25 protein-coding genes, 3 tRNA genes, 1 rRNA gene and 1 pseudogene (1 of these 30 running past the window's edge) are annotated in these 24347 nt (G+C 46.9%); 26 read left to right on the forward strand and 4 right to left on the reverse strand.

The window, feature by feature from the left end; all coding sequences use genetic code 11:
• The 8 genes from VV089_RS20120 to VV089_RS20155 all read left to right on the forward strand — a co-directional run.
• Positions 1-2309, forward strand: a 23S ribosomal RNA gene (locus VV089_RS20120) (it extends 585 nt beyond the left edge of the window).
• A 121-nt stretch (positions 2310-2430) separates the two neighbouring features.
• Positions 2431-2502, forward strand: a tRNA-Asn gene (locus VV089_RS20125).
• A gap of 64 nt (positions 2503-2566) precedes the next feature.
• Positions 2567-2638, forward strand: a tRNA-Glu gene (locus tag VV089_RS20130).
• 51 nt (positions 2639-2689) lie between these two features.
• A tRNA-Cys gene (locus tag VV089_RS20135) sits at positions 2690-2760 on the forward strand.
• A gap of 289 nt (positions 2761-3049) precedes the next feature.
• Positions 3050-3634: a hypothetical protein gene (locus tag VV089_RS20140; RefSeq protein WP_334337157.1), complete on the forward strand. Its 585-nt coding sequence runs from the start codon at positions 3050-3052 to the stop codon at positions 3632-3634.
• Positions 3635-3680: 46 nt separating this feature from the next.
• Positions 3681-4895, forward strand: a complete 1215-nt coding sequence (locus VV089_RS20145) for a hypothetical protein (protein WP_334337158.1) — start codon at positions 3681-3683, stop codon at positions 4893-4895.
• Positions 4879-6114 (forward strand): tetratricopeptide repeat protein, encoded by a 1236-nt coding sequence (locus VV089_RS20150; RefSeq protein WP_334337159.1) that lies wholly within the window; start codon positions 4879-4881, stop codon positions 6112-6114. Before VV089_RS20145 ends, VV089_RS20150 begins: the two co-directional genes overlap by 17 nt.
• Before the next feature lie 24 nt (positions 6115-6138).
• Positions 6139-6411, forward strand: a complete 273-nt coding sequence (locus VV089_RS20155) for a hypothetical protein (RefSeq protein WP_334337160.1) — start codon at positions 6139-6141, stop codon at positions 6409-6411.
• A gap of 106 nt (positions 6412-6517) precedes the next feature.
• Here the strand turns inward: VV089_RS20155 and VV089_RS20160 are convergent, their stop codons facing one another.
• Positions 6518-6721, reverse strand: coding sequence for a hypothetical protein (locus VV089_RS20160; protein ID WP_334337161.1), 204 nt, complete (start codon positions 6719-6721; stop codon positions 6518-6520).
• A gap of 640 nt (positions 6722-7361) precedes the next feature.
• On the opposite strand from VV089_RS20160, the gene VV089_RS20165 reads away from it, so the two are divergent.
• From VV089_RS20165 to VV089_RS20175, 3 genes are read left to right on the forward strand one after another with little or no spacing between them, the layout of a single operon-like run.
• Positions 7362-7490, forward strand: coding sequence for a hypothetical protein (locus tag VV089_RS20165; protein ID WP_334337162.1), 129 nt, complete (start codon positions 7362-7364; stop codon positions 7488-7490).
• A gap of 40 nt (positions 7491-7530) precedes the next feature.
• Positions 7531-8085: a DUF6033 family protein gene (locus VV089_RS20170; protein WP_334337163.1), complete on the forward strand. Its 555-nt coding sequence runs from the start codon at positions 7531-7533 to the stop codon at positions 8083-8085.
• 12 nt (positions 8086-8097) lie between these two features.
• A complete protein-coding gene (locus VV089_RS20175) occupies positions 8098-8613 on the forward strand; it encodes a GNAT family N-acetyltransferase (protein WP_334337164.1) in 516 nt (171 codons plus the stop codon).
• A 52-nt stretch (positions 8614-8665) separates the two neighbouring features.
• Here the strand turns inward: VV089_RS20175 and VV089_RS20180 are convergent, their stop codons facing one another.
• Complete coding sequence (locus VV089_RS20180) at positions 8666-9250, reverse strand: TetR/AcrR family transcriptional regulator (protein WP_334337165.1); 585 nt, start codon at positions 9248-9250, stop codon at positions 8666-8668.
• 379 nt (positions 9251-9629) lie between these two features.
• Between VV089_RS20180 and VV089_RS20185 the strand changes: the two genes are divergently transcribed.
• Positions 9630-9893, forward strand: coding sequence for a DUF3786 domain-containing protein (locus VV089_RS20185; protein WP_334337166.1), 264 nt, complete (start codon positions 9630-9632; stop codon positions 9891-9893).
• Between the two features lie 10 nt (positions 9894-9903).
• Here the strand turns inward: VV089_RS20185 and VV089_RS20190 are convergent, their stop codons facing one another.
• Together VV089_RS20190 and VV089_RS20195 are read right to left on the reverse strand one after the other, a co-directional pair.
• A complete protein-coding gene (locus tag VV089_RS20190; protein WP_334337167.1) occupies positions 9904-10812 on the reverse strand; it encodes a helix-turn-helix domain-containing protein in 909 nt (302 codons plus the stop codon).
• 10 nt (positions 10813-10822) lie between these two features.
• Positions 10823-11191 carry an ArsR/SmtB family transcription factor gene (locus VV089_RS20195; protein WP_172542811.1) on the reverse strand — a complete coding sequence of 123 codons (369 nt, stop codon included), beginning with the start codon at positions 11189-11191 and terminating at the stop codon, positions 10823-10825.
• A gap of 177 nt (positions 11192-11368) precedes the next feature.
• On the opposite strand from VV089_RS20195, the gene VV089_RS20200 reads away from it, so the two are divergent.
• The 14 genes and pseudogenes from VV089_RS20200 to VV089_RS20265 all read left to right on the forward strand — a co-directional run bounded on the left by VV089_RS20200 (position 11369) and on the right by VV089_RS20265 (position 24345).
• Entirely contained in the window at positions 11369-11587 is a 219-nt protein-coding gene (locus tag VV089_RS20200; RefSeq protein WP_334337168.1) for a heavy metal-associated domain-containing protein, read from the forward strand.
• Positions 11588-11803: 216 nt separating this feature from the next.
• Entirely contained in the window at positions 11804-13819 is a 2016-nt protein-coding gene (locus VV089_RS20205) for a heavy metal translocating P-type ATPase (protein WP_442891573.1), read from the forward strand.
• A gap of 106 nt (positions 13820-13925) precedes the next feature.
• Positions 13926-14483: a hypothetical protein gene (locus tag VV089_RS20210; protein ID WP_172542812.1), complete on the forward strand. Its 558-nt coding sequence runs from the start codon at positions 13926-13928 to the stop codon at positions 14481-14483.
• A gap of 94 nt (positions 14484-14577) precedes the next feature.
• A pseudogene (locus VV089_RS20215) lies at positions 14578-14736 on the forward strand (ATP-binding cassette domain-containing protein); the annotation flags it as partial.
• Complete coding sequence (locus tag VV089_RS20220) at positions 14731-15072, forward strand: ABC-2 transporter permease (protein WP_334337602.1); 342 nt, start codon at positions 14731-14733, stop codon at positions 15070-15072. The pseudogene VV089_RS20215 and the gene VV089_RS20220, both read left to right, overlap by 6 nt.
• Before the next feature lie 203 nt (positions 15073-15275).
• Positions 15276-15965 carry a response regulator transcription factor gene (locus VV089_RS20225; protein WP_334337169.1) on the forward strand — a complete coding sequence of 230 codons (690 nt, stop codon included), beginning with the start codon at positions 15276-15278 and terminating at the stop codon, positions 15963-15965.
• Positions 15962-16993 (forward strand): HAMP domain-containing sensor histidine kinase, encoded by a 1032-nt coding sequence (locus VV089_RS20230; protein ID WP_172542834.1) that lies wholly within the window; start codon positions 15962-15964, stop codon positions 16991-16993. The genes VV089_RS20225 and VV089_RS20230 overlap by 4 nt, the downstream gene beginning before the upstream one ends.
• Positions 16994-17193: 200 nt before the next feature.
• Positions 17194-17892, forward strand: a complete 699-nt coding sequence (locus VV089_RS20235; RefSeq protein ID WP_334337171.1) for an ABC transporter ATP-binding protein — start codon at positions 17194-17196, stop codon at positions 17890-17892.
• Positions 17893-17905: 13 nt separating this feature from the next.
• A complete protein-coding gene (locus VV089_RS20240; RefSeq protein ID WP_334337172.1) occupies positions 17906-20299 on the forward strand; it encodes an ABC transporter permease in 2394 nt (797 codons plus the stop codon).
• Positions 20300-20459: 160 nt separating this feature from the next.
• Positions 20460-21164 carry a LytR/AlgR family response regulator transcription factor gene (locus tag VV089_RS20245; RefSeq protein ID WP_334337173.1) on the forward strand — a complete coding sequence of 235 codons (705 nt, stop codon included), beginning with the start codon at positions 20460-20462 and terminating at the stop codon, positions 21162-21164.
• A 27-nt stretch (positions 21165-21191) separates the two neighbouring features.
• Positions 21192-22586, forward strand: a complete 1395-nt coding sequence (locus VV089_RS20250) for a sensor histidine kinase (protein ID WP_334337174.1) — start codon at positions 21192-21194, stop codon at positions 22584-22586.
• Between the two features lie 135 nt (positions 22587-22721).
• A complete protein-coding gene (locus tag VV089_RS20255) occupies positions 22722-23750 on the forward strand; it encodes an SPFH domain-containing protein (protein WP_334337175.1) in 1029 nt (342 codons plus the stop codon).
• A gap of 2 nt (positions 23751-23752) precedes the next feature.
• On the forward strand, positions 23753-23956 hold the full coding sequence (locus VV089_RS20260; protein ID WP_334337176.1) for a PTS ascorbate transporter subunit IIC: 204 nt from the start codon (positions 23753-23755) through the stop codon (positions 23954-23956).
• Positions 23957-24147: 191 nt separating this feature from the next.
• Entirely contained in the window at positions 24148-24345 is a 198-nt protein-coding gene (locus VV089_RS20265; RefSeq protein ID WP_172542818.1) for a hypothetical protein, read from the forward strand.
• Positions 24346-24347 lie beyond the last annotated feature (2 nt).

Genomic DNA, 24347 nt, shown 5'->3' on the forward strand with positions numbered 1-24347 from the left:
AACCGCGTACTTTTTGTAGAACGGTCCGGCGAGTTGCCGGGTCTGGCGAGGTTAAGGACGCATACGTCCGGAGCCGAAGGGAAACCAAGTCTTAACAGGGCATTAAGTCAGACCAGGCAGACCCGAAACCGGGTGATCTACCCATGTCCAGGCTGAAGCCGCCGTAAAAGGCGATGGAGGGCCGAACGCACATCCGTTGAAAAGGGTGGCGATGAGGTGTGGGTAGGGGAGAAATTCCAATCGAACCCGGAGATAGCTGGTTCTCCTCGAAATAGCTTTAGGGCTAGCCTCGGTTTAGTCTCATGGAGGTAGAGCACTGAATTTCCTAGGGGGCGTCAAAGCTTACCGAAGAATATCAAACTCCGAATGCCATGGAGATGATGACCGGGAGTCAGACTGCACGAGATAAGTTGGGCAGTCAAAAGGGAAAGAGCCCAGACCTGCAGCTAAGGTCCCAAAGTGCGTGTTAAGTGGAAAAGGATGTGGGATTTCAAAGACAACCAGGATGTTGGCTCAGAAGCAGCCATACATTAAAAGAGTGCGTAATAGCTCACTGGTCGAGAGGTCCTGCGCCGAAAATGTCCGGGGCTAAAACACGCCGCCGAAGCTCAGGAATTGATGAATGTCAATTGGTAGAGGAGCATTGTTAACGAGAGGAAGCAGTACCGTAAGGAGCTGTGGATTGTTAAGAAGAGAGAATGCCGGAATGAGTAGCGAGAGGAAGGTGGGAATCCTTCCGGCCGAATATCTAAGGTTTCCAGGGTAAAGCTGATCTGCCCTGGGTAAGTCGGGACCTAAGGCGAGGCCGAGAGGCGTAGCCGATGGACAACAGGTTGAGATTCCTGTACTGCCGTATAACAGAACTGTGGGGACACGTGTGGAGAGCGGGAGCCGGAAATGGAAAAGCCGGTGCAAGCGAAGCAGGAGCAGGGGAGGCAAATCCCCCTTGCAATCCAAAGGCGTGATGCGTACCGAATTAGAGTAGGGAAGTCCGTGAGCCATGCGTCAAGAAAAGCCGCTATTGTTTATATGGTACCCGTACCGTAAACCGACACAGGTAGATGAGGAGAGAATCCTAAGGCCGACGGAAGAAGCATTGTTAAGGAACTCGGCAAAATGACCCCGTAACTTCGGGAGAAGGGGTGCCGGTGCGAACCGGCCGCAGAGAATAGGCTCAAGCAACTGTTTAGCAAAAACACAGGTCTATGCGAAACCGAAAGGTGAGGTATATGGGCTGACGCCTGCCCGGTGCTGGAAGGTTAAGGGGAGAGGTTAGCGGAAACGCGAAGCTTTGAACTTAAGCCCCAGTAAACGGCGGCCGTAACTATAACGGTCCTAAGGTAGCGAAATTCCTTGTCGGGTAAGTTCCGACCCGCACGAAAGGCGTAATGATTTGAGCGCTGTCTCAACAATGCATCCGGTGAAATTGAAGTGCCAGTGAAGATGCTGGCTACCCGCGCCAGGACGGAAAGACCCCATGGAGCTTTACTCCAGCTTGATACTGGGATTCGGTACTGCATGTACAGGATAGGCGGGAGGCTAGGAAATGGTGACGCCAGTTGCCATGGAGCCGCTGTTGGGATACCACCCTTGCAGTATTGGGTTTCTAACCAGCCGCCGTGAACCGGCGGTGGGACAATGTCAGGCGGGGAGTTTGACTGGGGCGGTCGCCTCCGAAAGGGTATCGGAGGCGCTCAAAGGTTCCCTCAGAATGATTGGAAACCATTCGAAGAGTGCAAAGGCAGAAGGGAGCTTGACTGTGACACCGACGGGTGGAGCAGGTACGAAAGTAGGACTTAGTGATCCGGTGGTATTAAGTGGGAATGCCATCGCTCAACGGATAAAAGCTACCCTGGGGATAACAGGCTTATCACTCCCAAGAGTTCACATCGACGGAGTGGTTTGGCACCTCGATGTCGGCTCATCGCATCCTGGGGCTGCAGCAGGTCCCAAGGGTTGGGCTGTTCGCCCATTAAAGCGGTACGCGAGCTGGGTTCAGAACGTCGTGAGACAGTTCGGTCCCTATCCGGCGTGGGCGCAGGATATTTGAGAGGAGCTGTCCTTAGTACGAGAGGACCGGGATGGACCGGCCGCTGGTGCATCTGCTGGCTTACCAAGGCCATGGCAGAGTAGCCAAGCCGGGACGGGATAAACGCTGAAGGCATCTAAGCGTGAAGCCCCCCTCAAGATGAGATATCCCATGCGAAAGCAGTAAGACCCCTTAAAGACGATAAGGTAGATAGGGCAGAGGTGGAAGTGCAGCAATGCATGGAGCTGACTGCTACTAATCGGTCGAGGGCTTGACCAGAGCGTCATAGGAAAGGAAGAACAAAGAAAACCAAGATGTGAGATAAATCAGTATATAGTTTTGAAGGTATATGAGAGCGTGGAAGCGCATAGAATATATCTGAAGAGAAAAAGAAGAAGTAATCCTCGATAGCTCAATGGTAGAGCACGCGGCTGTTAACCGCGGGGTTGTTGGTTCGAGCCCAACTCGGGGAGTTTCCGTATTGAATGAAGAAAATATTTTTTATTCAGCGTAAGGCCCAAGGGCCGGAAGGAACAAGGCTCCTTGGTCAAGCGGTTAAGACATCGCCCTTTCACGGCGGTAACACGGGTTCGATTCCCGTAGGAGTCATTTTTGATATTGACGTATCAAAAAGTTTTTGTTAGAATATAATAAGTGTATGGCGACATAGCCAAGTGGTAAGGCGTGGGTCTGCAACACCCTGATCACCAGTTCAAATCTGGTTGTCGCCTCTCAGAAAACCTTGAAAAACATTGATTTTTCGAGGTTTTTGCTTTGCCTAAATTTTTAGTCTGGAACTTTTAGACCCTTCTTCTCGTTTATTTTACCCACATTTTTTCTCGATATCATCATCTCCCGATTCATGTAATGTTTGAAGAAGATACCGGTTTTTATATGAGAAACATTGACGAAAATGAAGAAAGCCATGAATATGAGGTCATAGAACGGACAGGGCAGGAAACGGGTGGAGGATAAAGAAAGGGAAATGCAGGAAGCGGGCCTGTTTAAAAGGTGAAAACGATGTATGCAATTGAAAAGGAACTGAGGATACTCCGGCAGTTTATCAGCCCGAAGCATATGGAGGGCTTGAAAAAATGGAAATGTTATTCAGAGGATGAGATCCTGGCGGCAGCGGCAGCGTATCAGAAATACTGGAAAAAGCGGAATATCCCTTTGCTCCACGCTTCCTTGAACATTCATAAGCTGGAACATGAACCCAGGTTTAACCATGCCCCGGACGCATATGGGCTGTTCCTGGTGATTCATGCCATCCGTGAATGGGAGGAGATGTCATGGCGTGAACATGCTAATGATCGAACCTGCCTGTTCAGTGATTTTTTTCCTGGAGAGTTTTCGATGGAGTATTTCCAAAGGATAGCTGACCGGATCAAGGATGATTTTAAGCCCCTTTCAGACCATCCGGAACTGATCGATTTGGGCGGTTTTCCTTTGCAGATGGCATATGCCTACAAAAATCAGAACGCTTTGTTGATTCTGGGGCAGGAGCCGGTCTGCTTTATGCTGCTGACAAAGGCAGCTGCAGGGAGCGGCTTGCTTGAAAAGGTTCAGGAACAGACAGGCCTGGCTTTTCATGTGGGATTTTAGGGACAAGCCGGCAGGACAGAAAAATGAGAAAGCTGGCAGGGAGCAGATGATGAAAAAAAATAACAAAACAGGAAAACGGCTGCGGCTGACCCCTCTGATATTGGGAGGCTATGCTGCATTTCTGGGTTTTGGTCTGATCGTGATCGGACTTGCTGAAATGAAAGAAGTGAGCGGCATTGTCCGGCTCCTGATTGGGATTGGCATGGCGGGCTTTGGCTTGCTGGGGATATGGGACGGAGTGCGTGATCTGGTGAGGCCGGATAAAAAAAAGGAGCAGGCATCAGACAGCCAGTTTATCCTTACGGACACATCCGGAAACAGGACGTCCAATGTTACGGCGGAGGTTTTACAAAAACAGATGGAAAGCCTGATGGGAAGTGATAAAGGGGGCATTTTCAAACTCGAGCTCCTGCCGCCTTTTGCCATACAGGAGATAGGGAACATAAGCCAGATTTTCTGTATGTACTACGAGGCCTTTCGATTGACGGCATTTTTAGAGGTATCGGAAGGCGGATATGAATCGTACCATAAAAGCGCAGAGCTTGACGAGGCGAGGGACTGGTTTGAAAAACTCCTGACTGGCAGCGCTGCTCTTTCAGGGTGGGAAAAAATAGAGAATGGATATGACGACGAAGACGAGAGCGGCGAGGAAGAGGACACCGAATGGGAGGAAAACGGCATCAGTCCCGGCGAAGCTGAGGACAGCCCGGAAGATACAGATGGGGAATCAGATCCGATTGCTGATTTTGACAAACCAGGCTCTTTGATAAATACAGAAGAAGCTGTGGAGGGGAAGAGCAAGGTTGATTCCCAAGAGACTGAGGAACACATAAAATCTTTCTGGCAGCAGCTTCAAAGAGAACAGAAAGGCCAAATGCGTAACTGGCGTCAGCTTCTGGTGATTTTTGGAGAGAGCTGGCATGATGAACACGCATTTTTCTCCGCCAGAGATGTGGAACTGGCCATTGACGGCATACATGAAGGAACATACACAAAGGTATTCCTGGAATGGGGAACACGGGCAATCGATCTCTTCCCTGGCGTTCAAAATGACCTGATGGTGATCTGGTGTACCAATAACACGGGAAAAGGGGATACCAGGTTTCTGGCGAAAGAAGGAACCGTGACGCAGGTGAAATTCTGGCTGGTCAATTATTTGAATTCCGGTGCTTTTGAAGAAATGAGCGGATGGACTGATATTACTGACCAGATAGAAAAAGCAAACAGAAAGGGCAAAAAGAAACATGGGAAAGTATTTTAGCGATGTGGTGGATAAAGCCATTGAGGATCTTTATTATTGCTGTGATAACGACAAGGCAGCAGCTGCGGCGGACGCACTGCTGCTTGCGGCAAAGGAAGACGATGGGGATGCCTGCTATATCCTTTCCCGCTGTTTTTCCGGCTCCTGTTACAGCTGGGAATACCATCCCTTTGAAGAAAACGAGGCGGCTGCCTACGCCATGCTCCATCAGGCAATCTCCCTGGGCAGCGCCGCTGCGGTTCTGGGGGCGCTGCGTATGGATATGCTGACGCCGGAGCTGCGGGAGATCATGCCTTTTGAGAGTATAAAAGAAGCATGGGATGTCATCTATGAAAAAGCCGAAAACGGATGTGCTTTCTGCCAGTACATGATTGGGAACACCTATTATTTTCTGGACATCATAGAGATTGAAGATCAAAAGGAAAGTAACTTCGCAAATAAGGGAGCCTGGAACGAATGGAAACGCCTGCAGATAAAACAGTGCCTCCCCTGGTTTGAGAAAGCATTTTCCGGCGGCATGATACTGGCGGGTCGCAATTACGGTCAATATTACCAGTATGGACGGGGAGAATACATTCCGCCGGAGCCGGGAAAGGAAGTTCCCATTCTGCGCCAGGGCGCAGAATGGGGCTACCCGGAGTGGATGTATGCCTATGCCCATTATCTGGCCTATACAGAGGATAACGATAAAGAAGCTCTTCCCTGGGCGCTGAAAGCGGCAGAGGCAGGACATCTCTGGAGCTGGCATATCATAGGAGATATTTATTGGAACGGCAAGGCAGTGGAGCGCAATCTGCCTTATGCCTTAGAGTGCTACAAAAAGACTGCCAGCTATGGTAACGACAGCTATGCCTGCCGACAGTTGGGACGTTTGTATTTCAACGGCTGGGGTACGGCTGTGGACTATGCGCAGGCGGTTCAATGGCTGGAGAGAGATAAGGAGCCGGAAGGTATCAAATATGATCTGCTGGGAATCTGCTATCTGCTGGGGCATGGCTGCAGACAAGATCCGGCGAGAGGGAAGGCGTTATTGGAGAGAAGTGAAAAATCCTGCTATAAAAGTTATGGTCTGGGGATGATGTATGCTGAGGGAATCGGTGTGAGGGAGGATATTGAAAAAGGTGTAGAGTATCTGAAAGCGGCGGGAAATTACGAGCCGGCAATGGAGGCGCTGAAGCATTACAAGAAAAGCCTGTTTGGTGTCTGGCGGAGAAAATAAAAATGTTTGGAAAAGGAGGCTTTTATGACAACGGCAAAAAAGTATTTGGAGATATTGAGAGAACGTGAACCGCAATTATGGAAAGAGCCATTAAAAGAATCCTGCTTTAAAATGCCAGGGGACATTACGGCACTTGTTTCCTTTTGCGGAGATTCTTTTGCGTGTTCATGGAGCAAAACCTTTTCACGGGAGAAAAATGGATATCACAATCAGTTCATAAATGTCATGTTCCTGCCCATCAGCAGTCTGGAAGGTGTTCCGGCTCTTGCCGTGGGTGTTCGGCCCTTTCTGCATTAGGGAGACCACATCCACGTATTCAAAGTTTGCGGTGGTGTAGTGATAAGCGGCCAGAGAGGTCTGCGTTTTGGCGGATTGCTTCGTCCGCTCGGTGGGGGGAGGGACGCTACACTGGCTTTAAATTCCCTGCGTATGGCATCTTTGAGCTGCTGGGAATCTGCTTTTCAGATGCAAACTGGCCTTCGTATGCAAACCCTGCTTTGGCAGAGACCAGTTTCCAGAGATCCGTATCTTCATCAAAGTCTGCTCCGGAAATCTCCACGATCTGCTGTTTAAATTCCGGAGTGTAAGATTTTTGATTTTTCGCCATGTTGAACATCTCCTTTGCTCTTTCGTTTGATAGTATAGGTTGTTCAACATTTATATACTAACATCATGGCTGGGCTGTCCGACTGAACGCCGTATGCCATGATTGGAGCTTGTATGATAAAAATTCGACCTTCTTTCAGGTGGATTTTGAAATACCCGGACATTTCACGTCATTAAAAAAACCGTCTGCGGCATGCAGGTTGTTCCAATGCTTTGAGAATGATAAAATTAAATTCTACAGGAAAGACATATAAAAAGAAAAATCGGCATTTTCAGAAGGAAAAATACTATGTGTAATAAAAATCTTAAAATATTAAGCTGTATGGTTCTTGTAACTGGTGCTTTATCAGGATTGACTGGGTGCCGCTGTATGCCATCCAAACCAATCCGGACAGAAGAAATAACAATTAACTCTGACGTTAATGATACTGCAACAGAATGCGATGCAGATGGTTAGGATCAAAAAAGGGACTTCGATGCAGAGGAACCGGATACGGGAAGGGATTCTGAAGACCTGGCAGGAGATGATAACGGTTTGGGTGAAATGGAGATTGTGAACACAGTTGAATTTGGCAACCCAAAAGAAGTGTTGGATCATATGCCGATTGCATCAAATGTTACAGTTATAAAAACAGGAGAGGATGAGTTATAGATTGAGATCCACCGCAGACGGGGAATATCTTTTTCCTTATATGAGGGTTAATGAAATCAGGGATATGGCCGGAAAGATTGCGCTGGCAATGATATACAATTTGGGTGAAGCGGAATAATGGTGTTATCAGATTTGGAAAAATTATGGCGATTACAGGAGTGAGCAATTACAACAGTGTTTATGAAAGCACATATGCTTCATCAAAAAAGAAGGCGGTAAGAAAAGAGGAAACAAAAGAAACAGCAGCTGCGCAAAAAAGCGCTGAAACCGCAAAAAATAGCAGAAATGAGGAATACCTTAAAGATTTGCAGAAGCAGGTACCCTATATGAAGCTGCAAATTGGGTATGGGCTTAACACGAATAATGATGGCAAGGTGAATGTTGTAGATGTCAACCCTAAGCTCCTAGAGAAGATGCAGAATGATCCAAAGGCGGCAAAGGAATACGCACAGAGATTGAAGGATGTGGAATCTGCCTTGAAATGGCTTGATAATTATAAAAAATCAGTAGGGTCTACTGTAATTGTCAGGCATGATTATATTGACGAAAATGGTAATATTTCTCATTTTTCTGTTTCGGTAAGAAAGGATAATCTGAACGAAAAACTCCGCAAAGAAGCACAGGAAAACGCCGGAAAGCGGATTGAGAAGTCAAGAGAAAAAGCCCGTGAAAATAGGGAGCAGGTTGGTGCGAAGCTGGATTTGAAGATATAGGGAGTGTGAAAAATGATTCAATTAGTCAGACCAACAGAAGCGATGAAAGAACAGGCCATAGAGTTCAGACAGGAATTTTTTGAACATGGGGAATTTGTCATCAACGGAAGTGAATTATTTGATAAAACGGATGATTACACAGAATGGTGCAGAACCATAGACGCAAACACGAAAGAAGAGACCGTTAATCCGAATTGGGTTATAACGGACACATTCTTTGCTGTCAATGATGATAGAATTGTGGGAATCATTGATTTCAGGCATACGCTGAACGACTTCCTAAAGGATCTTGGCCATTGCGGTTACAGTGTCCGTCCGTCAGAAAGAAGAAAAGGCTTCGCTACGGAAATGCTGCGGCAGATATTGGAGGCTGCCCAAAAGACCGGGATGAATGAACTGTATCTTTCTGTGGAAAGGAAGAATGAACCTTCGGTTAAAACAATTACCCGGAATGGCGGAGTCTATGAGCGCAGCTTTAAAATTGATGGAGAACAGGCGGATATTTACAGGATTGCGTTGTCGGAATAGCCATACTGGTACAGACGGAAAAACTTTAGATTCGGTTCGCTGAAAAAAGCTTTTATTTTCTCTGATCATGAATCAGAAAGCTCTCCAGTCCTGCTTTGATAAAAGCGTCAATCGTTTTCTGTATTTTTTTCCAGTCGCTGCAGTGATTGCGGGACATAAGTTTATTGATTGCCAGGCAGCCATTCATCTGAAAGTAGAAGACGGCTTCCGCCTCTTCAAATGTAAGGATGCTGTGAGACATGAGCCAGGTAATATAGTGTTCCTTATGATCCGCCATTTTGTCAATAATTTTTGAAAAGATGGTATCATCCAGGAGCAGATAACGGAACATGTTATTGCTGTGAATTTTATCACAGAACGGATAAGAACAGTTTGGAGAATCGCATTTCTGAGATAAGACATGCTCCATGACGCTGGAAGTGTCAGAGAGCATGTCATCCAGTATATCGTCCAGAACATCATTCATATCATAATAATGCAGATAAAAAGTACCCCGGTTGATCTCAGCCCTGCGGCACAGTTCGGTAACCGTAATTTTTGCAAAATGATTTTTTTCCAACAGTTTTAATAAAGTATCTTTTATGACCTGCTTCGTATATCGAATACGCCGGTCTTCTTTTTTTGTTTTTTCAGCCATGATCTTCCCCTCTGTCACTCAACAATTTTTCGTTTTTGTTCAGTAACCATACAGATTTTCCATATTGTTTCTTGCCTTTTTGATAAGAGCCATTATACTGTATCGTATAAAAATAATCAACACGTTGTTCAAAAAAATATAGTCCAGCTAAGAAATGTCAAGTATGTATTAGAAAAAATTTCTGCTGGACGGTAAAGCTGCAAAGGCGCACGAGAGGCAGAAAGGTTCTTGTCATTGATTCAGATGAATCCAATTATGCCTTCCTATGAATCTCTGGCATTGACAGGGAAAGTTTCTGAACTGGGCACAAGCATCGGAAAACCTGTTTATCTGGTGTTCAACAAAGTGGATGGGGAAAATCGGGAATGGATGAAGAAGAATGTATGTGAACGTGTGGAGATTCTATGTGAGATACCTGCAGAAAAGAGTATTGCGACCGTGGGATTACAGGGAACAGAACTTTCAAACGGCTATCCGGCAATACTCCATCTGGCTGAAGGCCTGGTTTGCGGATGATGAGTTTGAGGCATCCGGAAAGCTCCTGGTAAGCAGAAGCGCAGATCATTATCTTACCATTGAGGATGCGGTGACTGTGGGAGAGCTTCTGCTCTCAAAGCTGAAGGACATTCTTGATGAAACATAAAGAGTTCCGGTCAGAGATGCCGTTTTCGGTATTCGGTTGGGAGACATTGAAAAAATGCCTTAAACGCTGAGGTGAATTTGCTCTGGCTGTCATAACCGACAGCCTTTGCGATTTCGGCTATGCTCATTCCTGATTTCCGCAACATTCCGGCGGCTTCTTCCATGCGGTGCTCTTTGATGTGGGCGGCGATGGAAGTTCCATAAATGGCTTTAAAGGAGGCTTTTAAAGTAGTTGGATTGATTAAATATTGTCTGGAAAGTTCCTCTATTGTGATTCGCTGCCCTATATGCTGTGTCAGCTGTTCATGGATTTTCCGGACAATGTTTATCTGTTCGGATTGATATTCGGATAATCGCTGCTTAGGCGTGAGTTTTGCTTTACCAAGATAAAGAAGCAATTCCAGGGTCTTTATTTTCTGATAGAACAGCTTCCATTCTTCCGGCTGGTTATAAAATGCGGAAAAAATAGGTTCCGTCTGCTCATTCCCCGCAAGAAAAATCGGACTGTCATTCTGACAGAATTTTTCCGGCAATATCGTTTCAAAAATACTGCTGTTCTTTAATGGTTCAGGAGGATTGCCGGCGGCTTCCTGTAAATCAATGCAGACAATAAGCCCCTGATAGATACCATTTGGAAAACGAATCACGGAATCCGTACAGGCTTTCATGGTATGCAGGGAAAAATCCCCCGGATTTAGATAAATACGGTTTCCGTTTTTCATTTCCCATACCATCTGTCCGGCTTTACAATAGTTAATCTGAATGATATGCGGCAGGGCTTCATGCTGCACGGAAAGCGGCTCGGATGATAAGGTCAGATAACATAATTCTATACCAGGATAAAGCGGAATGATTTCGTTTGCATTTGATGGGTGAAGCCGTTCCACATCTTTTCGTATTTTCAGCAATTCTTCATTCATAGGACAGACCTCACAATTTGGGGCAGGTGATTTCCATGACCTGCTCAATCATCTGGTGCAGCAGGCGTCCCTGTTCCGTATCTGCGGCACGGTAGTAAACTTCTTTTCCCTCACGGCGGCAGACAATCAGGCCGCTGTTCTTCAATGGCCGGAGGTGGTGGGATACGGCAGGGCTTGACATATCCAACATAGCAGAAATGTTGAGGACACATTCTTCACAATGGCAGAGAAGCCAGAAAATGCGGATTCTGGTGGTATCCCCAAGCTGCTTGAAAACTTCGGCTACCGTTTGAAAATAATCCACATGATTTAATTGTTTCTGTATCAGCTCCGTTTGCTGCCCATCTCCATGCCGGTGCGGTAATTTTGTAGGTTCCATATAGTTTTTCCTTTCTTTTTCGTTTGCATTTCGCCCAAATGGAAATACTTTTCGCCCGTTTGGGAGGGAATGCCTGAGAGGTATTGACGGGTGCCTTTCTGTGTATTATACTGCAATCACAATGATTAAACAAGTGCTTAATCACTGAATTTAAAAAATAACGAGGAGGACTTTACAATGAATAAGACTTACAAGATCGAGGTAGACTGTGCCAACTGTGCGAACCTGATGGAGGATGCGGCCCGCAAGACCGCCGGTGTGCAGAGCGCAACTGTCAATTTTATGACACAGAAGATGATCGTGGAATTTGATGAGGGGCAGGAGCCGAAGGATGTTATGAAGAATGTGTTGGATGCCTGCAAGAAAGTGGAACCGGACTGCGAGATTTTTCTTTGAGCGGCAGCTGACAGTGACGGAATGACACCCTTAAAATGCGCCGCTGCAATTTATACTGCACATTAGACAGAGTTACAGTCAGGCGATATAACGAAAGGCCGCCAGCCATATGATTGACTTGAACAGGTTGATAAATTCTGGCGGCCTTGAGTATAGGGGTGTCATTTTTGCTATTAACGATTAAATAATTAAGCATATTTTGAAAGGAGTTTTACTATGCAGGAATTAGTAATAAGCATACTGCTTACAGTTGTGATCATAATGGCTGCCGTTCTTCTTATTTTTATCGGCGGCCGTAAAGACGGTATGACGAAAAAGCAAAGGGTTATGATGGTTCGGATTTTACTCTGTGCCGGTATCTTACTGGCGCTCCAGTTTATTTCCGCAGAGATGTTTGATGCGGTTGACAGATATTTATTCCCGAGCGCAGGAAGATGGCTTCGTTTTGCGTGCTATCTGATTGATTATCTGATTATCGGATATGACATTCTGAAGAAAGCTGCAAAGGGCATTAAAAACCGTCAGGTATTTGACGAGAGTTTTCTCATGGCAGTGGCTACGATTGGGGCAATGGCACTGGCTGTTTATGAGAATGGCGAGTATCTGGAAGCCATTGCCGTTATGCTGTTTTATCAGATTGGCGAGTGGTTCCAGGGCTATGCGGTTGGTAAGAGCCGCCGCAATATCAGCAACCTGATGGATATTCGCCCCGATTATGCCAATGTAGAGAAAAACGGGAAATTGGAGCAGGTAGACCCGGACGAAGTAGGGATTGGAAGTGTGATTGTTGTACAGCCGGGAGAAAAAGTGCCGATTGACGGTATGATTGTTGAGGGCAATTCCAGCCTGAATACCAGTGCACTGACCGGGGAAAGTCTGCCGAGGGAGGCAAAGGTTGGCGATGAAGTAATCAGCGGATGTATCAGCATGACCGGTGTATTGAAAATACAGACCACAAAGGAGTTTGGGGAATCTACGGTTTCTAAAATTTTGGATTTAGTGGAAAATGCAAGCTCCCGCAAATCAAAATCAGAGGATTTTATCTCGAAGTTTGCAAAAATCTATACTCCGGCTGTCTGCTATGCAGCATTGGCGCTGGCATTCCTTCCGCCTGTTGTCCGTATGCTTTTTATGGGGCTGTCTGCCGATTGGGGAGTCTGGATTTACCGGGCATTGACATTCCTTGTTATCAGCTGCCCTTGTGCGCTTGTTATCAGTATTCCTTTAAGTTTCTTTGCAGGTATCGGAGGAGCAAGCAAGGAGGGTGTTTTGGTGAAAGGCTCCAATTATCTGGAAATCCTTTCCCAGACAAAATATGTTGTTTTTGACAAAACCGGAACCATGACAAAAGGCGTCTTTGAAGTAAACGGGATTCACCATTCTACCATAGAGAATGAAAAACTGTTGGAATATGCGGCTCTTGCAGAGAGTGCATCTTCCCACCCCATCAGCAAGAGTTTACAGCGGGCATATGGGAAAGAGATTGACAGAACCCGTGTATCGGATATACAGGAAATCAGCGGAAACGGCGTAACTGCAAAGATAGACGGCATGGAGGTTGCAGCCGGGAATGATAAACTGATGAAACACCTGAATATTCCTTATCAGGACTGCCACCAGACCGGAACGATTATACACATGGCAGTGGGTGGGAAATATGCCGGTCATATCGTGATTTCCGATATTATCAAACCTCATTCTAAAGCGGCGATTGCGGAATTAAAGAAAGCAGGCGTTGAAAAATGCGTCATGCTGACGGGCGATGCAAAGAAAGTGGCAAATCAGGTGGCTTACTCTCTTGGGATTGACGAGGCTTACAGTGAACTTCTGCCGGCAGATAAGGTGGATAAGGTGGAGGAACTTCTGCGGGTGAAGTCGGGCAAGGCAAAACTGGCATTTGTGGGTGACGGTATCAATGACGCCCCGGTTCTTTCCAGAGCGGATATTGGCATCGCTATGGGGGCAATGGGTTCCGATGCGGCAATCGAAGCGGCGGATATTGTGTTGATGGATGATGATCCGATTAAGATTGCAAAGGCAATCAAGATTTCAAGAAAATGTCTGCGGATTGTTTATCAGAATATTACAATGGCGCTTGTTGTAAAATTCGCCTGCCTTGCATTAGGGGCTGTGGGAATTGCAAATATGTATCTGGCGATTTTTGCAGATGTGGGCGTTATGATTCTTGCGGTGCTGAATGCAATCCGCTGTCTGTTTGTGAAAAAACTGTAAGACATTCACTGCATCCGAATGACATTTCACAACAAAACAGGTTGCTTGAATGATTCGGGCAAATTATAATGGCTATTATTTCTATGATGATAAACAGGAGGTACTTATGAAACTAAAAAAACGAATAATATTGTTCGGCACTGTCTGTATATTGAATACAATGGCCATAGGCTGCGGCTCCGCGACAGAAGCTACTGTTAAAACAGAAGAAACCCAGTCAGATGAAATATTGCCGGAAGAAGAAACTGACGCGCTAATAAAAGATGATGACAAAGGCACGGATGAGTCCCAGGAAAATACAGCAGGGAAATGGCAGGTTTTAGATCCGGATACCGCCGCTGCTGTTGATGCGGATTTCCTTGGCAAAGTGTGGAAGATAGAAGAGGATTCATTTTTCATTGTGGAAAGGAAAGTAAAAATTTCAGAAGATGGTTCCTTAATATACAGTTCTCCAAGCTCTGATGCTGATATTCCTGATTCCCAGCTGATTCATGTAATGTTTGAAGAGGATACCGATTTCTATATGAGAAACATTGACGGAGATGAAGAAAGCCATGAATACAAAGAAGCCGGATTTCAAGACTTGAATGAACAAATGTTTGTTGAAATGAAAGGCAGCTTTGTAAATGATGTATTTTATGCTGCAGAAATACGGTTCTTTTAGAATATGGGAGGAAGATTATGAAAAAGAAACTTATACTGATATAAACGAATGATGCGGAACTGCCAAAGCCGGAGATTGCAGAGGAGAATTAGCGATGGCAAATGCTTTCATGGTATCAGAGCTTACCAAAACTTATCAGGATTTTGTTTTGGATCATGTCTCGTTCAACGTTCCTTGCGGCTCCATTGTCGGACTGATTGGAGAAAACGGTGCAGGAAAAAGCACAACCATCAATGCCGCTTTAGGATTGATCCCCTGTGCTGTCCTTGCGTGCTTTGGTACGGATATAACGCTTCACTCGTTGTTATTGTATGGCTCTATCGGGATAAGCGCTACCCTGCTGGCAGGCGGCGTCAGCCTGCCGTGCGCATATCTGTCTGACCCGGAAAAATCGCAGATTGTCTTTATGATGTCATTTATGGCGTCAACAGGGATTATTACGGGACTAGTACTTCTTATCAATTTGGTTTTTCCTGTAAAGGAGAATATCCTTCTGGCTTTCCATATTGTACTTATCATTTCTGTTATCTGGTTTTTTGTCTCGTACCGGATTGCGGTAAAGGTATATCGGAAACGGGACATTAATTGACTGATATAGGATGAAAACAACGGGGTGCGGGCAATTGTGCATCCCGTTATTTATTCGTGCAAGAGGAGGCTCACGAAGCGTTGATTCTATTGTTTTCACACGAAAAATTGCCGGTTGTAACATTTCGCGGACATTTGTATGTTAAACTATAATGAATGACAAAAAAACGGCCATTTACTATAAAAATATAAAGGAGTGTGAATATGAAAAAGATCTTGCTGGTAGAGGATGACAGCCTTTTAAATAAAACGCTGACTTATAACCTGATTTCCGAGGGTTACGATACCGTGTCAGCCCTGAATGCAGGCACAGCCACCAAGTTACTGGCGCAGACGGAATATGACCTGGTACTTCTGGATATCAACCTGCCGGACGGCAGCGGCTATGACCTGTGCAGGCTTATAAAGCCGGAGAATCCTGACACGCTGGTGATTTTCCTGACGGCCAACGACCAGGAGAGCGACCAGATCCGGGGGTATGAAGCCGGGGCGGTGGATTATATCACCAAGCCCTTTTCCATTGGGGCGCTGCTGCGGAAAATACGGGCAATGTTCGCCATGCTGGAACACCAGGGGCTGCCAAAGGACTTCTATGATGACGGCAGGCTGTTTTTGGACTTTTCGGAACAGTCCGCTTCGTTAAATGGTAAATCCCTTACCCTTTCCCCTATGGAATATAAGATGCTGTACCTGTTCTGCAAAAATCCCAAACAGATCCTTACCAGGAAGCGCCTTTTGGAACGGCTGTGGGATACGGATGAAAACTATGTGGATGAACACACCCTGACTACCTCCATCAGCCGGATACGGGGCAAGATTGAGGCAGAAGGTGACACTTACATCAAAACGATTTACGGGATTGGATACCAATGGATGGGAGGCGAGAGAAAGTGAATCTGGGGCGGATCTCTGTAAAAAAGATATTCCTGCTGACGTGCGGCGGTATGGCGGCTTCCATGCTGGCCATATGTGCCGTTCTCTTATGGATGACAGGCGAGAGCTGGGTGCTTACCACCGGCGGGCTGCTGATGCTCTGTGCTCTTGCCTGGATGTTCCTTCTGACAGTTGTTTTCAGTAAACGGCTTTCCGTATTTACCAGAGAGCTGTGCCGGGCAATGGATCAGATGATAAGCGGAAGCGAAGAACCGATGCGTGCCGCGGACAGAGAGACACTTTTTGCCCGTATCGGCTACCGTCTGTCCCGGCTGTACGATATCATGCAGGAGAACCGGCGGAAGGCATCCGAGGAACGGCAGGAGCTGCAGATGCTGGTGTCAGATGTCTCTCATCAGGTGAAAACACCGGTAAGCAATCTGAAAATGGTGACGGATACGCTTCTTTCAAAGTCTGTCACAGAAGAAGAACAGCGGGAGTTCCTGCAGGGCATCCGGAACCAGACGGACAAGCTGGAATTTCTTTTTCAGGCCCTTGTGAAAACCTCCCGGTTGGAAACCGGGGCAATCCGGCTGGAGAAGAAAAACGCCCCGCTGATCGATACGCTGGCGATGGCCTGCAGCGGCATCGTATATGCGGCGGAGAAAAAGAATATTTCCGTTACAGTGGATTGTCCGGAGGATCTCCTGCTTTCCCACGACAGCAAATGGACGGCGGAAGCCGTGTTTAATCTGCTGGACAATGCGGTGAAGTATACCCCGGTGGGAGGAGCCATCCGAATTTCAGCAGAGCAGTGGGAAATGTATGTAAAACTTAGTGTGTCTGATACCGGCAAGGGTATTTCCGAGAGTAATCAGGCCGCTATTTTCCGACGCTTCTATCGTGAGGAAGAAGTACACGAACAGCAGGGCGTGGGCATTGGCCTGTATCTGACCCGCGAGATCGTAACACGGCAGGGCGGCTATATTAAGGTGGTTTCAGAGCCGGGCAAGGGTTCGGAATTTTCCATTATGCTCCCTATAAGATAACACATGGCAGACGGACATTTCCAGTTGTCCGGTTTGGATTTTTTCGCAGCAGTGTGCCGGCAGAGCTGTCAGCGGCAGGTTTTCGGCTGAAATGTCCGGGTTTTGTAACATTTCAGCCGCATTTTTTATGCCGCCTCGGACATTTCTGTGATATTTGGATTTTATAATGTCCTTATCAACAGGGAAAGGAGCATTTGCTTATGAATGTATTACAAGTAATCGAGCTGAAAAAGTATTACGGAGCCGAGCCAAACATTACCCGCGCCCTAGATGGCGTCAACCTCTCTGTGGAACAGGGTGAATTTGTAGCGATAGTCGGAACATCCGGCAGCGGTAAATCCACCTTGCTTAACATGATGGGCGGGCTGGATACGCCCACGTCCGGCAGCGTCATTGTCCGTGGGGATGAACTGGCAAAAAAGAATGATGAGGAGCTGACCATCTTCCGCCGCCGCAGCATCGGTTTTATATTCCAGAACTATAACCTTGTCCCAATTCTGAATGTCTATGAAAATATTGTCCTGCCTGTGGAGCTGGACGGCGACACGGCAGATGAGAAGTTCATGGACGAAATCGTGGAGATGCTGGCATTGGAAGATAAGCTTGGGCATATGCCAAATAACCTTTCCGGCGGACAGCAGCAGCGCGTCGCCATTGCCCGCGCCCTGATCACGAAACCCGCTATCATTCTGGCTGACGAACCCACGGGCAACCTGGATTCCAAAACCAGCGCCGATGTACTGGGGCTTTTAAAACGTACCAGCATGGAGTTTAACCAGACCATTGTTATGATTACCCACAATAACGAGATTGCCCAGCTTGCCGACCGGATCGTAAGGATCGAGGACGGCAGGATCATGGGAAACAGCATCCGGTGTACCGGTGCGCAACTGGAATAGGAGGCGGCGGATTATGACATGGCCTTTTGAAAATGACACAAGCAGGGTGGAAAAGAAACTGGCAGGCCGCAGTATGAAAGCTGACAGGCGCCGAAGCGTTTTTATCATTCTTACCATTGCCCTTGCCGTCTGTCTGATGGGAACCCTCTGTTTTATCTACTCGGCACAGCAGAAGAAGACACTGGACAATATCCTGGGACAGTATCAGGCCGGCTGTGACGGGCTGACCAGAGAAGAGGTCACACGGCTTGCGGATACGGGCAGGTTTGAAAAATGGGGATATACGGCCGATGCCGGCTCTGTCCGCTATGAGGACAGTGTTTTGAACGTCAGCTTTGTAAGCCCGGAGATGATCGACCTGATGGGATACGGCAAAATTGCCGGGGCTTATCCCCAGGCAGAAAATGAGATCTGTATAGAGAGCTCTTTTTTCGATTATTTTAACCTTCCGGCAGAAATCGGCCGGAAGGTTACCTTGGACCTTGGCCACGGCGAGAATCTTTATACCGTTACAGGCATTCTGGAATCGGAGAGCAGCAGCCGGATTTTCACGGTCTGGATTCCGGAAATTGCTGTGGACATAGGCATTCACCAGGCTCCTTATGAACTGCGATTCCGTTTTGAAGGGAGTCAGGTAATAGAGCCGGAAAGACTTCGTGCAGACATTGAAAGGTTTTTCGCAGAAATGGGAATACCGGCGGATCGGACCTTTTACAGCTCCAGCTATTTTGGGATGGTGGATATTTATCTGGGAAGCGGAATGGAGATTTATGTCCTGTCGGTACTGATTGCTGTCATTTGTGCGATTGTGATCTACAATATTTTCTACATCTCCGTGATGGGAAAAATGCGGGAATACGGGCGCTTAAAAGTGCTTGGAACAACGCCGCAGCAGTTAAAGCGGGTGGTAAAGCGGGAGAGGCGGTTCCTGACTGCCCTGGCAGTTCCCCTCGGACTGATTCTTGCCGCAGTGATCGCACGGATCGCCGTACCCGGTTACTGGTCCTGGCGTGACAATATCCGGTCCGCAATAGTTATTCTATTTCTGACTTATGGGATGGTTCTTGCTGCCACCAGAAAGCCCTTATCTATGATAGGAAAAGTATCTGCTATTGAAGCTATCCGGACCACCGCCTATTCCGGGTATCAGGGACGCAGTATTTCCGGACAGGGGCACCGCCGCCTGACCATAACCAGGCTGGCTCTGATGAACTTCTCCCGGAACCGCAAAAAGGCATTTGTGACGGCTCTGTCCTTAAGCCTGACTGGGATTCTGCTTCTGTGTATTTCCGCCTATGCAAACTCGGTGGACGTAGAGGAAATGGCCCAGTCCCAGTTTGGAGACAGGAGCCAGTACCTTTTACAATATGAAGACTACGCAGGCCGGGAATTTTATGAGATGCAGAAGGATAATCCTTTGGGACAGGATCGGCAAAAAGAACTCGCCTCTATTTTGAACGTGGATTACATCACGGCATACAGCATGGCCTGTGTGGAAATCCCTGCCATCAGCGAAATCCCGGGCAACCGTGAGCATGAGCCTTTTATCGTCAGGGGAATTGACCGGGAGGATATGGCGAAGATGTATGCCGGCGGAGCAGTTCTTGAGGGAACAGCAGATTACCGGCAGCTTGTGGATGGAAGCGGCATTCTGGTCTGTCCGTCAGGCGGAGCGCTGAAAGAGATTTACAGGACAGACTATCAGGTCGGGGATAGCGTCACTGTTTCCTGTTACAACGGACAGAGGAAAACTTATACCGTGATGGGGATTGTCGAGAATGTTCCAATCTGCAGCACAGCTCATTTCTTTATTCTGCCGGAGGAAGAACTGTCCGTCCTTTATCCGGAAATATCGGATTTTACAGGCTGTGTAAATCTCCACACAGAACAAGACAGTGAACAGCTGCGGCGGGCAGTATTCGGCGCTGTGCCCGATGAACGGGTGGGAGTCTCCAGCCTTTATGATCTGACGGCTGAACTTGAGACCGGCATGCGTGGGGAACTGACCCGGCTCTACGGTATTCTGGTCTTTATCTTTGTGTTTGCCCTAATCAATCTTGCCAACACGCTGATTACCAATCTTCTTACCCGCCAGCAGGAATTCGGCGTGTTCCAGTCCGTTGGCATGAGCGGCCGTCAGCTGTCCCGGATGCTGTCCTTTGAGTGCCTGTACTATGTGGGGATCACGCTGCTTGTGACCCTGACACTGGGAACTGTGTGCAGCCTGGCCTTGTGCAGGGTGTTTGATCAAATTGGTATGTTCGGAAAGCTCACGTATCATTTCCCGGTGCTCCAGGTACTGATGTTTGCGGCAGCGCTGCTTCTGGTGCAGGCGGTATTCTCGGTCTGTGCGGTTCGTTATACCGGAAGGCTTTCCCTTGTGGAGCGGATTCGGGCGATGGAGTGAGTGATAGATTTCTGCTTAGTATTTTACGGCAACAGATAAACATTTCACAGCAATCTGATTGCTGCTGCGTTTTTAACAGGATATAATAAAACATTAACCTGTATCGGCATTAAAAGAGTATCTTTTGCCGCTGACGATATCATGACTAGGAGGTGACATATTGATCCGTATTGCAATCTGTGATGATGAAAAACATATGTCTGATCATATAAGGTCTTTTGTTTTTGATTTTTTTCGTAAAAAGAACCGGGAGATCAGCCTCCGTATGTTTTCCAGCGGCGAAGAGCTGCTGAGCTATAATGGGCAGCTCGACCTCCTGTTTCTTGATATCCAGATGAAGGACATGGACGGTATGGAAACGGCAAGGAAGCTGAGGGCTGGTCAGTTCCGTGGAGTTTTAATCTTCATTACGGTTTTGAAAGAGATGGTATTCCAGTCTTTTGAGGTACAGGCCTACGATTATCTGGTCAAGCCGGTGGATAAAAAACAGTTTGAAAAGACCATGGAGCGCCTTTACGCTTCCATGCAGAACGCCAGCGAAGACAGCCTGCTGGTGCAAAAGGGATATGAGGGGCGCATCATTCCAAAGGATGAGATTGTTTTCTGTGAGATCATAGACAGGAAAATATATCTGCACCTGGTTTCCGGCGAGGTTGTTGATTATTATGAACGGATTGAAAAACTGGAAACGAAGCTGGATAATCGTTTTTACAGATGCCACAGGAGCTATCTTATCAATCTGAAACATTTAAAAGGCTATAAAAACGGGACTGCCTGTATGGATAATGGCAAAGAGATTCCCGTATCACGGCTGCGAAGCAGGGAGTTCTCCGGCGTTATTCTGCAGTATATGAAAAATATATAAGAGTTTTTATATGTGGGGACAGGTAACATGGTCGAGTATTTAGATTTTTTTAATATATATATCATAGGCCTCATTGAGGGGATCTTTCAGTTTTATTTCCTGGCAAAAATCCTGAAAAAGAAACTTTTGTACCCATTCTATTTTTTGTTTGGAGTATGTGCGGTGATTGTCGCTCGCTTTCTTTCCGTTGGCACGGTGACCGGCTTCGTGGTGATGGTATTTCTTCTTGCGGTATGTGGGCTCCTAGTCTGCCGTGCGGATTTTAAGTCTTCCCTTCTGTATGCAGCCTTGATAACTGAAATTATGCTGCTCTGCTATGGGATTGTGAAATCTCTGATAGGTCTTTTATATACATGGATGCCGGATTTTTACTATCATACGGCGGGCATTGCGGCCATGTTGATCAGTGAGGCCGCATCTCTTTTGCTGACTGGGTTTTGTTATTATATGGTGTATCGCTATTTTTCCGACTATACCGCATCGGAAATGCAGCAAATGTTTCTGATTTTCATCCCGATTCTGTCAATATTTATTATGAGCCAGTACACGAACATGATTGCATTTGATTTCCAATATCTAGTCTTAGAAAAGGACGAATCTTTCAATTATTTGTTCAGTCATTGGCAGCTGCTTGCTATGAATCTTCTGGGACTTTTAAGCCTGTTTTGTATCTTGTTCTCATATAAGAAACTGCAGCAGAATTTCCGCCTCAGCACCGAAATTTCACTGCTGGAACAGGAAGAACATTCTCTGAACCGGTATGTGGAGGAAGCGAAAACCCGTTACGATGAAACAAAGTCATTCCGGCATGACATCAGGAACCACATCACAGTGGTGAAAAATCTTCTGCAGAGCGGGAAACTGGAGGAAGCGGTAAGCTATCTGGAAGATATGGATGATATGGCGGAAAAAATGTCATTCCCCTGCAGCACCAATAATCCGGTAGTGGATATTTTGGTGGGAAACAAGCTGGGGATAGCCAAAAGCATGGGGATCGATGTGGACTGTTCCCTCCTTCTGCCATATCCCTGCAGCCTTAAGGACATTGATATCTGTATTATCCTGTCAAATGCACTGGACAATGCGATTCAGGCAGTAAAAAAGCCAGATGCCGGTATGGAAGAATATACCTTGACGGACTCGAAGAGCCCGCTGGAGCAAAGCGCATCAGAGGCTGGATGCCCGAATGGGTATATCCGGGTGGCCGGGCGTATTCAGGGAGATTTCCTTATGATGGAAATAGAAAACAGCTTCCATGGGAAAGGCGCGTTCAAAAAAGGGACAGGCCTGTCGAATGTAAAGAAGGCGGCTGAAAAATATGGCGGCGCCATGAGTATAGAGATACAGGAGAATAAATTTGTCCTCCATGTGCTGCTGATCCTTTCACAGCACCCAGAAGGTATCCCGCAGCAAATGGATTAACACGTTGCTATTTGCAGTCAAAAAAAGAAAAAGGAAGTTTCCTCCATTATAAATGTATTTAAAAAGTGATATCTATTGACAAAAGAATATCTATATGATATGATTTTGATATCAATAAGAACGGAGGACGGTTTTATGCAGGAAAAAATATTGAATCATAAGAAAAACGGCTTTGCCATGTTGTTTCTGATTATTCTGCTGTATGCTGCAGGAATCGGAGTGTTTGTTTTGGGAGTGAATCTGCTGGACGAAGGGGCGGGAGCGCCTGGGGTGCTGCTGACAGTGGCAGGCTCTATCTGGATGGGCATAGGCTGGATCCCCTTTATGGGACTTAAGGTTTTGAAGCCTCAGGAAGCCCTGGTTCTTACCCTGTTCGGAAACTATGTAGGGACTCTGAAGAAAGAAGGCTTCTACTATGTGAATCCTTTCTGCAGCAGTGTGAATCCGGCTGCCAAGACAAGGCTGAACCAGAGCGGAGACGTGGACGGAGGCAGCGGAAAGCCTATGATGTTTTCCTACGGCCAGGCATCAATCAGCGGCGACGCCTTAAGCAAAAAGATCTCCCTTAAGATTATGACTTTGAACAACAGCCGCCAGAAGATCAACGACTGCTTGGGCAATCCGGTGGAGATTGGGATTGCCGTTATGTGGCGCGTGGTAGATACGGCAAAGGCTGTGTTCAATGTAGACAATTACAAAGAATACCTTTCCCTCCAGTGCGATGCTGCCCTTAGGGATATTGTACGGATCTATCCTTACGATGTAGCGCCCAATGTGGACACGACCGGCGACGGCTTTGCCGATGAAGGAAGCTTGAGGGGCTCCAGTGAGGTTGTAGCCTCACGCATCCGCAATGAGATACAGCAGAAGGTGGCAGACTCCGGACTTGAGATTCTGGAAGCACGGATTACTTATCTGGCCTATGCGCCGGAGATTGCGGCCGTTATGCTGCAGAGACAGCAGGCTTCCGCCATTATAGATGCCCGTAAGATGATTGTGGACGGAGCAGTAGGCATGGTAGAGATGGCCCTGGAGCGTTTAAATGAGAAGCATACGGTGGAGCTGGATGAGGAACGAAAGGCGGCAATGGTATCCAATCTCCTGGTAGTCCTGTGCGGAAACCATGACGCACAGCCGGTTGTGAATTCCGGAAGCCTGTATTAATTATGGCGGATACACAGAAAAAACAGATTCCCCTTCGCCTTTCTGCAAAGCTGTACGGTGAAATTGCTGCCTGGGCAGAAGACGATTTCCGCTCGGTGAACGGGCAGATTGAATATCTTCTCTCCGAATGTGTACGTCAGAGGAAGAAGGATGGGAAATATGTGTCAGAGGAGCTTGATAAGCCTCTGGATATTGATATAAAGTAAATAGAGTAGGAATATAGAATAAAAAACAGCAGTCCCGGCCCTTATAAGCCATGGCTGCTGTTTTTTGCAGCAGCCCGTCTGAACTGTTGCGTTTTTCGAAGTCTCCAGGGCAAAAAAAGGAGGACAACAGCTTGCGAAAGCCTTATAAATAGTCTATAGTAGAGAAGAAAGTAAAAGCTGGGGAGGCATTTATGAAATTTAAAGAAAAGTATCTGGCAGGTGAGATCCCTTTTGAAGAGATTGATGCTTATGTAGAAGCATGGGGCAATAGCGATGAGCCGTGTACGCTGAGAGAATATCTGGGGCTTAACGAGGAGGAAGAGGACGTCTGGATCTCGGACAGCGAGGAGGCTCTGGTGGAACTGCTGGACAGTCAGAAAAAGCGGTAGGA

The organism is Candidatus Merdisoma sp. JLR.KK011 (assembly GCF_036941125.1).
Classification (GTDB): domain Bacteria; phylum Bacillota; class Clostridia; order Lachnospirales; family Lachnospiraceae; genus Laedolimicola.